This window comes from Roseovarius sp. M141, from assembly GCF_024355225.1.
Lineage (GTDB): Bacteria > Pseudomonadota > Alphaproteobacteria > Rhodobacterales > Rhodobacteraceae > Roseovarius.
In genome coordinates, this window is record NZ_VCNH01000008.1 from 190,567 (window position 1) to 202,960 (window position 12,394).

The following is a 12,394-nucleotide window of genomic DNA, read 5'->3' on the forward strand; positions in this document are numbered from 1 at the left end:
GAGACGACATGAACGAACGCAAGATCAACGGCAGCCTCAAGACCGCGCTCGAACTCGGCCCGATCCTGGCCTTCTTCGTTGCGTATATCTGGCTAAAGGACCGCACGTTCCTGATTGCCGGCACCGAATATGACGGCTTCATCGTCGTCACCGCCGGGTTCATCCCTGTCTTCCTGATCTCCATCGGCATCCTGTGGGGGCTGACCGGCCACCTGTCAAAAATGCAGGCGATGACGGCAATCCTCATCACCGTGTTCGGTGGGCTCAGTATCTGGTTCAACGATCCCAGGTTCTTCAAGATGAAGCCGACGATCATCTACCTGCTGTTCGGTGGCATCCTCGGCGCCGGATTGTTGCGAGGGCGGTCCTACCTGCAATCGGTCATGGATACCGTCATGCCGCTGACCCATGAGGGCTGGATGATCCTGACCCGCCGCCTGATGCTGTTCTTTTTCGGCCTTGCCCTGTTGAACGAGATCATATGGCGCACCCAGTCCGAGGAAACATGGGTTTACTTCAAAACCTTCGGCCTCACGGCAGCGATCTTCGTTTTCTTCGTCACCCAGTCCAAACTCTTCTCCGAACACAGCTCCCAGCCCAAAGACTGACCGCCCGTTTCTTCTTGCTTAAAATATCCCCGCCGGAGGCTCCTCCGGTTGACGCAAGCACACGGCAAGAGTAAGCGGAAACCGTGGTGATTTGTTACCGGATTGCGGACCACGTTAAACATATCCGCTAAAAGGTCACGGAAAAGGCCCCCTTTTTCGCATGACCGGCTGGGGTTTTATTGGGGCGTCGCCCCCGGAGGTCGAACATGACAGATGATTGGAACACACGCACCGCGATGGTGCATGGCGGTACGTCCCGCAGTCAGTGGGGCGAGGTGAGCGAGGCGATTTTCCTCACCCAAGGGTTTGTCTACGACACGGCCGAGGCCGCGCAGGCCCGCTTTGTCGAGGCCGGGCCGGACGAGTTCATCTACGCCCGCTACGGCAATCCGACGGTGTCGATGTTCGAAAAACGCATCGCCCTGCTGGAAGGGGCCGAGGACGCCTTTGCCACCGCCAGCGGCATGGCCGCGGTATCGGGCGCGCTGATCTCGATGCTCAAGGCCGGCGATCATGTCGTCGCAGCGCGCGCGCTGTTCGGCTCGTGCCTTTATGTGCTCAGCGATATTCTGGTGCGTTACGGTGTCGAAGTCACCTTTGTCGACGGCACCGACCTGGACCAGTGGCGCAGCGCCATCCGCCCGGATACCACGGCCGTCTTTTTCGAAACCATCGCCAACCCCACGCTTGAGGTCGTCGATATCGAAGCGGTTTCGCAGCTGGCCCACGAACACGGCGCGCTGGTGGTTGTCGACAACGTCTTTGCCACCCCTGTCTTTTCCCGCGCCATCAGTCAGGGCGCCGATGTCGTCGTCTATTCGGCGACGAAACATATCGACGGTCAGGGCCGCGCGCTCGGCGGTATCATCCTCGGCACGCGCGATTTCATCCGCGGTACGCTTGAACCCTACATGAAGCACACCGGCGGCTCCATGTCGCCCTTCACCGCCTGGATCATGCTCAAGGGGCTTGAGACGATTGACCTGCGCGTACGCGCACAGGCCGCGACCGCGCTGGCACTAACCGAGGCGCTGCAGGATCATCCCAAGCTAACCCGCGCGATCTATCCCGGCCATGCCAGCCACCCGCAATTCGATCTGGTCACGCAAATGATTGGCAAGGGCGGCACGGTCGTCGCGCTGGACCTGGGCGATCAGCCGCAGGCATTCCGGTTCCTCAACGCGCTGAAAATCGTGCTGATATCGAACAACCTAGGCGATACTAAATCCATCATCACCCATCCGGCAACCACAACCCATCAACGCCTGCCCGAAGATCAGCGCGCGGCGCTTGGTATCACACCGGGGTTGGTGCGGCTGTCGCTGGGAATCGAGGATACCGATGATCTGATCGCCGATATCCTGCAGGCGCTCGACGCCGTCTAAGATGTACTCGCCTGACCGGCATCGTCACGCCGCTTCTGACGTCTGAAAAGGACATTGTCAGTAGCGGCGGGCGGCCTTCATGTCGAACACGCAGCCGTCCAAGCTGATCGCGGGCGCGGCTGTCGCCCCGAATCAGACTGGCATCGCGTGTGTTCTCTTGGCCATTTGCGGCATTTTCTGCGGCCGCGCGGACTGCACGCGCGGTCGGCGCGCTGGTGTCGTAAAGGTCGGGGATGCCGGATGCGGTATCTTGACCGCGTCGGAGCCATCGGTCGCAGTTCGACGACTCAGCAACGGGTTGCTCGCAAGCGCAACAGCGCCAAGCGTCTGCGCAATGCGCACTTGTTGTTCGAACATGCGACCCATCATCTGGATCCCAACGACGGTATAGTGGGGCGGAACGTATGAGCGGGACATAGTTTGTCTCCCTTGGCAGAGGGTTAAACTCGAATCACTATCGCATAACGTGTGCCGTCCCCCAAGCGATATGAACGCCACCGGCCATTTGAACGGAAATCCGCCTGTCCGCCTCATTCCCCCAAGGCGTGGCTCAGCCCGTATGAAACAGCGTCGAGAACAGCTTCGGGTCCATGCTCTGGGTCACGAACGTGTCCCCTTCGGTCAGAACACTGACTGCATCATGGCTATGAAGGCTTTCCTGATGGCTGGCCACGACACGAAAATCACCTATGCGCGCATCCCCGAGCAGCCCCTCGCAAAATAGCCGCGCCGCATCCTCGACGAAAATCGGGTTTGCCGCGTTCATCTCGGCAAAGGCCTGCTCGTCCTCGCGCTTGACCATTACCTGCGTTTCAGTCGGCACGGCGCTGCGGGCAATTTCGATCAGATCCTCGAACCACAGGTAATCGCCGCCTTTCACCTCAACGGAAATACGCGCGACCGATCGCTGTGAATGGGGCGTCGCCAGCTGGCCGCGCGCCTGCCGCGCATGCTCGCTCAGCTCCAGCGAACAGGGGCAGGTGGAGGAATAGACATAGTCCAGATGCATGAATTCGCGCCGCACGCCGTTGGTTTCGACCAGTTCCAGTGCAATATTGTAATACTGATAGCCCTCCAGCCCCGAGCGCAGCGACTGCACCTTGGCCGGGTAGGAAAACCGCATCTGAATGCGCGCATCGACGCTGCCCAGATCGTTGATGTAGTCGTCCAGCGCGTCCGCGATCACCTCGAAACTGAATGTGCGTTCGGCATGCTTGTAAAAGCTGCGCATGATCCGGGACATGTTGATGCCCTTCTTGCCCGCCTCCAGACTGACCGTGCCGGTTACCGATGTCTCCAGCCTCAGGTCACCGCCGCCCTTGGTGTGAAATCCGATCGGCAGGCGAAAATTCGAGATACCCACATGCTGTAGCGGCTGGTGCGATCCCTTGATCAGCGACGCCGGCCCGTTCTGCAAATCCGGCATCGTGGCGCGATACGCATCGTCAGGCTTGAAGTCTTCCGGATAGGCACGTGACAGCGCCGGGTAATTCGCGACCTCGCCGCGCGGCAGCAGACGCGAGATCGCCGGGTCCAGATCCGCCACCTCTTCGGGGCTGGCCTGCGCCGCCCAGCGCCGGAGCAGCGCCAACGCATCCCGCGCCTCGCCGCGATCCGGCGGAGCGCGAAATTCTGTCGATTGATGTGTCATGCCCGGATCATCCTTCCCCAACGACCGTCCCACCAATACTTAAGGCGATGATCCGATGATTGCCACGCCGCAACGGCGCAAATTGCCAACGGGCCAGTCCGACATGCGCGCCCGCTGCTTTTTCTTGGTAAAAATACCCAAATCCCAAGGCTCGAAACGAACAGGAACGCCGGAAAAGGGGCCTCAGCCGAAAACAGATTCTTTTCCGAAATGTTTGGTCAGCATGTAATAGACAACCGCGCGATACTTGTTCCGCTCGGACCGGCCATAGGTGTCCAGCACGCTGTTAATCGCCTCCATCAATTGCGGACCATCGGCCAGACCCAGCTTCTTGACCAAGAAGTTGTTCTTGACCGTCTCCAACTCGCCTGACTGGCTGCCGGCCACGGTCGACGAATCCGCATTGTAGATCGAGGGGCCACAGCCGATCGTGACCTTGGTCAGCAGATCCATGTCCGGCGTGATGCCGCACTTGTTCTTCAGATCCTCTGCATAGCGCGCAATCAAATCATCACGTTTGCCCATCTCAAATCTCCTCTGCCGCAGGGTGCGTCCTGCTGTCCACTCTGTATGGCCTCGCTCCGGCCTGCCCAGACACTACTGAGTCGCGACACCATGACCAAGAAAAAATCCCTGCTGCGTATTTTGCAGCAGATCTGCGCACGAAAAACCCCCGGCCGCAGGGGCCGGGGGTAAAGTTTGCCTCAAAAATCGCGTGCCATCACCGCGTCATTCGGTGGTGGTGTTTTCTTCGACCGCAGTGTCGTCTGTCATCGTATCGGCCTCTGCGGGGGCCTCCATCGACGTTGCGCTGTCATCCGTGACGGCGCCACCTGTGACGGAGGTGTCATCACTCATATCGGCGCCCTCATCACTCATATCGGCGCCCTCATCCGGCACCACAGGGTCTACAGCCATGGTGTCGTCCGACATGTCATCCACTACCGCGTCGCTGCCAGTCGCGTCCGCGCTGGCAATCAGACTGGCCAGCGGCGTCTCGTCGGGCAGGCTCTCGACATCCGATTCGTCGAACTCGACCTGCTCCTTCAGCGCCTCCTTGGTCGTGTCCAGAGTCACCATCTGCTGCGATGCATCATAAGTGAAGTCGCTCAATGGCAGGCCGACGGTATATTCGCCCAGCCCCAGAAAGCCACCGATGCCGATCACAGCCAGCGCACCGCCGTCCCTGCCAACGACGTAATCGATATCGCCGATCGTCTCGCCATTGGGTTCGTAGACATTCTGACCGACCAGATCGCCAACCGTCATCTCGCTGATCGACGTGAATTGCGGCGCAATCACGGCGGCATCCGTGTCGCCGGTTGCGGCGACAGTGCCATCAGCGGCGGTGGTGTCCGTGGTCTCTGTTTGCGCGACCGCGCTGCCTGCAATCAGGGCGGAGATGGCGGCGCTCATCATAAGGGTCTTGAGTTTCATGGTACGTCCTCCTTGGTGTCACGTTACGAACGGATAAGGCGTGCCGCGCATGTTTGGTTCCCGTCTACGGGGCGCAAAGCAAAACAGGCAGGCTTCCTGCGCGGAAACCTGCCTGTCTGCATGGTAGTAAACGGAAATTTTCCGCTTAGTAGCGGTAATGCTCGGGCTTGTAGGGGCCTTCCGGCGTCACGCCGATATAGGCGGCCTGCTCGGCGCTCAGCGGGGTCAGCTTGACGCCGATGCGGTCCAGATGCAGGCGCGCGACCTTCTCATCCAGATGCTTGGGCAGGATATAGACCTGACTTTCGTACTGCCCGCCATTCTTCCACAGCTCGATCTGCGCCAGCACCTGATTGGTAAAGCTGGCCGACATGACAAAGCTGGGATGCCCGGTGGCATTACCAAGGTTCAGCAGACGCCCCTCGGACAGCAGGATCAGACGATTGCCCGAGGGCATCTCGATCATGTCCACCTGTTCCTTGATGTTGGTCCATTTGTGGTTTTTCAGGCTGGCAACCTGAATTTCATTGTCGAAATGGCCAATATTGCCGACGATGGCCATGTCCTTCATCTCGCGCATATGCTCGATGCGGATCACGTCCTTGTTGCCGGTCGTTGTGATGAAAATGTCGGCAGTTGCCAAAACATCCTCCAGCAGGACCACCTCGTACCCGTCCATTGCCGCCTGAAGCGCGCAGATGGGATCGACCTCGGTGACCTTGACGCGCGCGCCAGCACCGCTCAGCGATGCGGCGCTGCCTTTGCCCACGTCGCCGTAGCCCATGACGACGGCAACCTTGCCGGCCATCATCGTATCGGTCGCGCGGCGGATGCCGTCGACAAGGCTTTCCTTGCAGCCGTACTTGTTGTCGAATTTCGACTTGGTCACAGAATCGTTCACGTTGATCGCCGGGAAGGGCAACTGGCCCTTCTTGTGAAGATCGTAGAGGCGGTGAACGCCTGTCGTCGTCTCCTCCGATACGCCCTTGATCGCATCGCGCGTCCTGGTGAACCAGCCGGGGGTTTGTGCCATGCGCTTCTTGATCTGGGCGAAAATCGCCTCTTCCTCTTCCGAGGTGGGCGTTTCGATCAGGCCCGTCTCGCCCGCCTCGACGCGGGCGCCCAGCAGGACGTAAAGCGTCGCATCGCCGCCATCGTCGAGGATCATGTTCGCGCCATCAGGGAACTGGAACGAGCGATCCAGATAATCCCAATGCTCGGTCAGGGTCTGGCCCTTGATGGCGAAAACGGGCGTACCGCCCTCGGCAATCGCGGCTGCCGCGTGGTCCTGCGTCGAGAAGATGTTGCACGAGGCCCAGCGCACATCGGCGCCCAGCGCATTCAGCGTCTCGATCAGTACCGCCGTCTGGATCGTCATGTGCAGGCTGCCAACGATGCGCGCCCCGCTCAGCGGTTTTGTCGCGCCGAATTCCTCGCGCAGCGCCATCAGTCCGGGCATTTCAGTTTCTGCGATATCCAATTCCTTGCGGCCATAGGCGGCCAGATTGATATCCTTGACGATATAGTCTTGTGCCATCTTGAACGGCTCCTTGAGAAAATTTGGTTGAGGCGCAGATAGCACTTGGCTGCCCATGCAGCAATGCGCGGCTGCGCCGAGGCGCTGGAAACCCGCGCGCGCCGGCCTTATGGGTGGTCGCAAAGAGTCGGCGGAGAAAAATCATGCCCAAACCCCGCGCCTGGCAGAAAATGCTTTCGGGCCGCAGGCTGGACCTGCTGGACCCCACCCCGGTGGATATCGAGATTGCCGATATCGCCCACGGCCTGGCCTTCGTGGCGCGCTGGAACGGTCAGACGCTGGGTGATTACGCCTATTCGGTTGCCGAACATTCGCTGCTGGTCGAACAGATTTTTGGTCGAATCGCCCCCAAGGCACCGCCGAAATGGCACTTGGCCGCACTGCTGCATGATGCACCCGAATACGTGATCGGCGACATGATATCGCCGGTCAAAAACGCCGTCGGCCCCGGCTATGAGGAACTGGACAAACGGCTGACAGTCGCCATTCACATCCGTTTCGGCCTGCCTGCCGCCATCCCTCAATCGGTCAAGAAACAGATCAAGAAGGCCGACAGGGTCAGCGCATGGATGGAGGCCACCCAGATCGCCGGATTTGAGGCAGGCGAGGCTGACCGCTTCTTTGGCCGCCCCGATCCGGCGCTGATGGAGGGGCTGACAATCCGCCTGCGCCCCCCGCTGGAGACGCGCGGCGCCTATACCGCGCGCACCGCCGAATTGCTGGAGCATATGGGATGATCACCGTGCGCCGCGCCACCACGCTCGATGCCGCGCCGCTGGCCGAACTGCTGAACGAAATCGTCGCGGCAGGTGGCACCACCGCCCGCACCCGCCCCATCTCGACCGGCGACATGGCCCGGATGATGCAATCGGCGCCGGGCCGGTCCGCCTGGCATGTCGCGCTGAACCGCGAAGGCGCCCTGCGCGGGTTTCAGTATATCGAACCCTCCGCCGCCCTGCCGCCCGAGGCCTGCGATATCGCGACCTTCGTGCAGATCGGGCGCACCGGGCTCGGGATCGGCTCGGCCCTCTTCACGGCAACGGCGCAGGCCGCCCGCGCGCTGGGATATGTCTGGATCAGCGCCGACATCCGCGCTGATAACGAGGGCGGGCTGATCTATTACCAAAGCCGCGGCTTTCGCGACTATGCCCGCCGCGCAGATGTCGCGCTGGCCTCTGGACAGCGCGTGGACAAGATCCTGAAACGCTACGAGATCTGAAACCGCCGCTTGGCGCCGGTAACCTGATCTCACCCTTGCGTGAGACCGTGTTTCGCAGGCTTGGCGGAGGCGCTGCCTTGCGCCATGGTCGCGCAGAACTTCAGGAGGAGACCCCCGTGACAAAGGCCATGACGAAACTCAAGACATCCCTGCTGGGCGCGCTGATCGTCGTCGGCTTTGCCACCCAGGGCAATCAGGCCCATGCGGCCGCCACCGAAACCCTGACCGTCGCCGGTGGCTGCTTCTGGTGCGTCGAGGCAGACTTCGAATCCGTCAAGGGCGTGTCCGAGGTCGTGTCCGGCTACACTGGCGGCACCACCAAAAATCCAACCTACAAACAAGTCACACGCGGCGATACCGGCCACTATGAGGCGGTAGAAATCATGTACGATCCCGCCCAGGTGTCGCGCCAACAGCTTCTGGCGATGTTCCTGCGCTCGGTCGACGTCACTGACGCGGGCGGCCAGTTCTGCGATCGCGGCGACAGCTACCGCACCGCTATATTTGCCGATGGGCAGGCGGCCGAGGATGCAAAACAGGCCATCGCGCAGGCCCAGCAGAAACTGGGGCAAAAGATTGTGACGCCCGTCCTGCCGCTTCGGACCTTCTACGAGGCCGAAGATTACCATCAGGGCTATTACAAGGGCGGCGACCTGCAAATCACCCGTTTCGGCATCAAGAATCAGGCCGAAGCCTACAAGCGTTACCGTAGCGCCTGCGGCCGCGACGCACGCGTGCGCCAATTGTGGGGCGATGCCGCCCCCTTCGCCAAGGGCCACTGAAACCATCCTGTAAGGGGCTCCTTCAGCGGCCCCTTACTTGGCCACCAGCCCCTGCCGCGCGCTTGGCTTTTTCTTGGTGGAAATACCCAAATCCCTCAGAATCCAGTCGCGCCGCATCTGACAGTTTATTCAACCAAACCCACCGCACGTCCCAGCGCCGCCAGCCCCGCGCGCCAAGCCAGCATCTGAGTCACCGCTTCGGCCTGCACGCCCTGCTCTGCCAGCGCTGCGCCATAAGGCATCGCCCCACCGACGATCACCACCTGCTGGCCCAGCCAAAAGGGGCGCATCGCCGCCAGCTCCGCCCCGATCAGATGCCCGATAATCGCCGCAGTATCGCCCATCAGGCTGGCCGACTGTAACTGCACCGCCAGACGCTCGGGCCGGGCCAGTGTATCGCCCAGCGCATCGCGGTCCATAGGCCCACCACCGGCGCCGAATGCCGCGGCCAAACGATGCGTCGCCGCCCCCTGAAAGCTGACGATTTCGCGCGCACTGACATGCACCCACAGCGTCTGCCCGGCGCCCGGCAGGCAGATGATGCCATCCCAATCAGGCCGCTCGGCCAGCGCACCGGCGATCAGAATACGCGCGGCAGCAGGCACCAAACCATAGGGCGCGCGCTGCCGTACCGCGCCCAAGGCGCCCGGCGCCGTGGGCAGGATCGGCGCGGGAACCTCGGCGTCCGGCGCCGCCTTCAACCCCACCAGCCTGCCGGCCGGCACCCCCGATCCGGTTTGCGCGGCCTCGATCGTCGCGAAATCGCGGGTGCGCAGCCTGTCACCCTGAAATTCATGCAGAGTGACGCGTCCGCCCTCTTCGCTCAGGACACCCCATGGCTGATCCATCAGCCTTGGCGACCAGTCTGGCCCGACATCTGCGCGACGACACCGCGCATGTCATATCCGGCACCCGCCGCCGCTGCAACGATCTGATCCGCTGGCATCTGGCCGATCTGGCTTATGCTCCACAACATTGTGCAGCGTGTACCGCTGCGACAATAGGCCAGCACCGGACCGGGCATTTCGGCCAGAGCGGCGTTGAAATCATCCATATCTGCGCCAGTGACACCGCCCGAGGTGATCGGCACGCTGCGAAATGCCAGTCCCGCCTCCTGCGCTGCGGCCTCGATCTGGGCATGGTCGCACTGTCCCGCCTCCTCGCCGTCCGGACGGTTGCACAGGATCGCGCGAAACCCCGCTGCCTTGATGCCGGGCACATCGCCCGGATCAATCTGGGGCGAGACGCTGAAAGTGTCGGAAATCCTGCGCAGGTCCATGGGGTCGCTCCTTGGGTTATGACGCCGCCAATATGGGGGCAAACCCGGACCGGTATCAATGCCCCGACCGGGTTTGAAAACTGAGGGAGGCTGCGGATGCGGCCAAGGCTGGGTGATATTAACCGTGCGTTAATCAGTTTCGGCAATTCTACCTTGCATGAGCGGTTATTCCCATTTCAGCGAGGCTGCCCTGCCCCTCTTTGGCGGCGACGAGGCGCCGGACACGGTGGTCACGCCCGGCGCGGCGCAGCCGTCCTATATCCGCGACCACCGCGCCCGTCTGCGCGCCCGCTTCATGCAAGGCGGCGCCGGACCGATGCCCGATTACGAGCTGCTTGAGCTGATCCTGTTTCGCGCCATCCCCCGGCGCGACGTCAAACCGCTGGCGCGCGCCCTGCTGGACCAGTTCGGGGATTTCAACGGCGTGGTGTCGGCCTCTGCCCAACGCCTGCAAACAATATCCGGCGTGGGCGAGGCTGTCATCGTCGAACTCAAGATCATCGAGGCCGCCAGCCAGCGTCTGGCGCGCGCGCGCGTCATGCGGCGGCAGGTGATTTCCTCTTGGGACGCCCTGCTGGATTATTGCCACACCACCATGGCCCATCGCGACACCGAACAGTTCCGACTGTTCTTTCTGGACACAAAAAACGTGCTGATCGCGGACGAAGAGCAGGCAACCGGCACCGTCGATCACGTCCCGGTCTATCCCCGCGAGGTCGTAAAACGCGCGCTGGAGCTGAATGCCTCGGCCCTGATCCTGGTTCATAATCATCCATCAGGCGATCCGACCCCGTCGGAAGCCGATATCGTGATGACGCAAAAAATCAAGGACGCCGCCGAGGTCATGGGAATCACCCTGCACGACCATCTGATCATCGGCAAATCCTGCGAGCTGAGCTTTCGCACCGAAGGCTATCTGTAGCGATTCATGTGACGGATTGACCCACTTGGCATGCGGCGCCCTATTGAGGCAAATGGACATGCTCGGCGAGCGAAGCATTTTGTTCAATCAGTGTAATTGGGGTTTGACGTGAAAACATCGCAGTCCTGTGTAACTCTCAAGACCTTTTCCAGCATACTTGCGTCCGCCGTCCTGTCGAGCGGCAGTCTGAACGACGGGCTGGCGCTGCTACGTCTCTATGCGCGGCTGCACTGGGACAATATTTCGGGCCATTTCGGCAACGAGAGCCTCGAAGAGTCCTTTTTCGAGAAATGGGCAGACAGTTCCCTGAAATCCACGCAGCCCGCCTTGCCCAAGGCCGACTTTCTGCACATCGCCACGCAGACCCATGTCCAAGGGGGGCATTCGCGCCTGATTTGGCGATTGAGCGCCGGGCTATCTGGCCATGGGACGCAGGCGCTGCTGCTGACCGACGCCCGCAAAGGCAATCATGTGGCCGAGTTTCCGGGCCCCGTTACCAGATTGAAAGGCAAGCCATCCGCGCGGGCAGCGGCCATCGTTGCAGCGGCGCAGAACGCCGGGACGATCCTCCTGCATACGCATCCCGATGATGCTGCGGCGGCCTTTGCCGCGCGCGTTTTGTGGGCGCAAAACAAAAAGATCCTATTCGTTAATCACGCCGATCATGTCTTCAGCCTAGGGCCGGGAGCCGCCGATGTCGTGTTGGAAATCTGCATGACAGGATGGAAGACGACCCGCGACCGCCGCGCGGCGCGCACGCAGAGCTTCATGGGCATCCCGATCGTTGATGATGATGTCGCCTCTGTATCAAGCCACATAGCTCCGCGAAACGGCCCCATCGTCTCCATGGGCGGACCGGGAAAGTTCCGCCCGACACCGGGTCTGAGCTTTCCTGATTTTCTAATGGAGCTACTGCCGCACGTCGCCAACGATGTCATCCTGATCGGCCCATCGCACAAAGATGACTGGTGGGCAGACGTCACGACCGCCTATCCGGACCGCGTTCATCTACGCGGCCCATTGCCGCAAGGTGAGGTCGAGGACATCCTAAAATCCGCATCTTGCTATATTGACAGTTTCCCCCTCGATGGGGGGACGGCCTATCCACAGGCAGCCGCACTTGGCGTTCCCTGCTTTGCGCCCAACGCCAGCAATGCATCAGGGGTTAGCCCTTCCGAAAAGTTGAGGTTCGAAACCGTCGATGCGCTTGCGTCCGCGCTTAAGACATTCTTGAACGGAGGGGCCTATCCTTTCGATCTGGGGGCAGTCCAGAAAAGCCTCGTTCAGGATTTTTCTAACGCTGCGGTGGCCGAGCGCGTTATATCTGCCGCGCAGGGCAACGTCGTCGCGCCGCTCGACTACCTACCGCCGCTCGGTCGTCGCGACTCTGACTACAATGCGCGCAGATGGGTCGATCAGCATGAGATTGCCCTGCCCAAGCGGCTTTGGCGGGATCTCTCTGCTGGTGCACGGCTTCACTTGTACCTGCAAATCAGGCGCGCCGCCTTGCCAGAGGACATCAAGAGCAGGATAAGCAAGGAATTGGCGACTCGATGGGTTTGAGCCATATCCGA

General features: G+C 61.2%; 13 protein-coding genes and 1 riboswitch. Of the genes, 7 read left to right on the forward strand and 6 right to left on the reverse strand.

Features of this window, described 5'->3' with window-relative positions; translation table 11 throughout:
• Window positions 1-8 precede the first annotated feature (8 nt).
• Complete coding sequence (locus FGD77_RS04995) at window positions 9-608, forward strand: inner membrane-spanning protein YciB (protein ID WP_255006999.1); 600 nt, start codon at window positions 9-11, stop codon at window positions 606-608.
• 73 nt (window positions 609-681) lie between these two features.
• Window positions 682-759: riboswitch (SAM riboswitch) on the forward strand.
• A gap of 55 nt (window positions 760-814) precedes the next feature.
• Window positions 815-1,993 (forward strand): O-succinylhomoserine sulfhydrylase, encoded by a 1,179-nt coding sequence (gene metZ, locus FGD77_RS05000; protein ID WP_255007000.1) that lies wholly within the window; start codon window positions 815-817, stop codon window positions 1,991-1,993.
• A gap of 550 nt (window positions 1,994-2,543) precedes the next feature.
• Here metZ and folE2 read toward each other — a convergent pair.
• The 4 genes from folE2 to ahcY form a co-directional block, all read right to left on the reverse strand.
• Window positions 2,544-3,644 carry a GTP cyclohydrolase FolE2 gene (gene folE2, locus FGD77_RS05005; protein ID WP_255007001.1) on the reverse strand — a complete coding sequence of 367 codons (1,101 nt, stop codon included), beginning with the start codon at window positions 3,642-3,644 and terminating at the stop codon, window positions 2,544-2,546.
• A 183-nt stretch (window positions 3,645-3,827) separates the two neighbouring features.
• A complete protein-coding gene (locus FGD77_RS05010; protein ID WP_255007002.1) occupies window positions 3,828-4,169 on the reverse strand; it encodes a DUF2853 family protein in 342 nt (113 codons plus the stop codon).
• A 204-nt stretch (window positions 4,170-4,373) separates the two neighbouring features.
• A complete protein-coding gene (locus FGD77_RS05015) occupies window positions 4,374-5,081 on the reverse strand; it encodes a PRC-barrel domain-containing protein (RefSeq protein WP_255007003.1) in 708 nt (235 codons plus the stop codon).
• A 145-nt stretch (window positions 5,082-5,226) separates the two neighbouring features.
• Window positions 5,227-6,618: an adenosylhomocysteinase gene (gene ahcY, locus FGD77_RS05020; RefSeq protein WP_255007004.1), complete on the reverse strand. Its 1,392-nt coding sequence runs from the start codon at window positions 6,616-6,618 to the stop codon at window positions 5,227-5,229.
• Window positions 6,619-6,758: 140 nt separating this feature from the next.
• Between ahcY and FGD77_RS05025 the strand changes: the two genes are divergently transcribed.
• The 3 genes from FGD77_RS05025 to msrA all read left to right on the forward strand — a co-directional run bounded on the left by FGD77_RS05025 (window position 6,759) and on the right by msrA (window position 8,619).
• Window positions 6,759-7,355: an HD family hydrolase gene (locus tag FGD77_RS05025; RefSeq protein WP_255014085.1), complete on the forward strand. Its 597-nt coding sequence runs from the start codon at window positions 6,759-6,761 to the stop codon at window positions 7,353-7,355.
• Window positions 7,352-7,837 (forward strand): GNAT family N-acetyltransferase, encoded by a 486-nt coding sequence (locus FGD77_RS05030; RefSeq protein WP_255007006.1) that lies wholly within the window; start codon window positions 7,352-7,354, stop codon window positions 7,835-7,837. The genes FGD77_RS05025 and FGD77_RS05030 overlap by 4 nt, the downstream gene beginning before the upstream one ends.
• Before the next feature lie 128 nt (window positions 7,838-7,965).
• Window positions 7,966-8,619 (forward strand): peptide-methionine (S)-S-oxide reductase MsrA, encoded by a 654-nt coding sequence (msrA, locus tag FGD77_RS05035; RefSeq protein WP_255014087.1) that lies wholly within the window; start codon window positions 7,966-7,968, stop codon window positions 8,617-8,619.
• A 125-nt stretch (window positions 8,620-8,744) separates the two neighbouring features.
• Here the strand turns inward: msrA and FGD77_RS05040 are convergent, their stop codons facing one another.
• Both FGD77_RS05040 and FGD77_RS05045 read right to left on the reverse strand, forming a co-directional pair.
• Window positions 8,745-9,467 carry a 2-dehydro-3-deoxygalactonokinase gene (locus tag FGD77_RS05040; RefSeq protein ID WP_255007009.1) on the reverse strand — a complete coding sequence of 241 codons (723 nt, stop codon included), beginning with the start codon at window positions 9,465-9,467 and terminating at the stop codon, window positions 8,745-8,747.
• Window positions 9,467-9,898 (reverse strand): TIGR01244 family sulfur transferase, encoded by a 432-nt coding sequence (locus tag FGD77_RS05045; RefSeq protein WP_255007012.1) that lies wholly within the window; start codon window positions 9,896-9,898, stop codon window positions 9,467-9,469. The genes FGD77_RS05040 and FGD77_RS05045 overlap by 1 nt, the downstream gene beginning before the upstream one ends.
• 157 nt (window positions 9,899-10,055) lie before the next feature.
• Here FGD77_RS05045 and radC point away from each other — a divergent pair, with 157 nt between their 5' ends.
• Window positions 10,056-10,820, forward strand: coding sequence for a DNA repair protein RadC (radC, locus tag FGD77_RS05050; RefSeq protein WP_255007015.1), 765 nt, complete (start codon window positions 10,056-10,058; stop codon window positions 10,818-10,820).
• A 108-nt stretch (window positions 10,821-10,928) separates the two neighbouring features.
• Window positions 10,929-12,383, forward strand: coding sequence for a hypothetical protein (locus FGD77_RS05055; RefSeq protein WP_255007018.1), 1,455 nt, complete (start codon window positions 10,929-10,931; stop codon window positions 12,381-12,383).
• The last annotated feature ends 11 nt before the right edge of the window (window positions 12,384-12,394 follow it).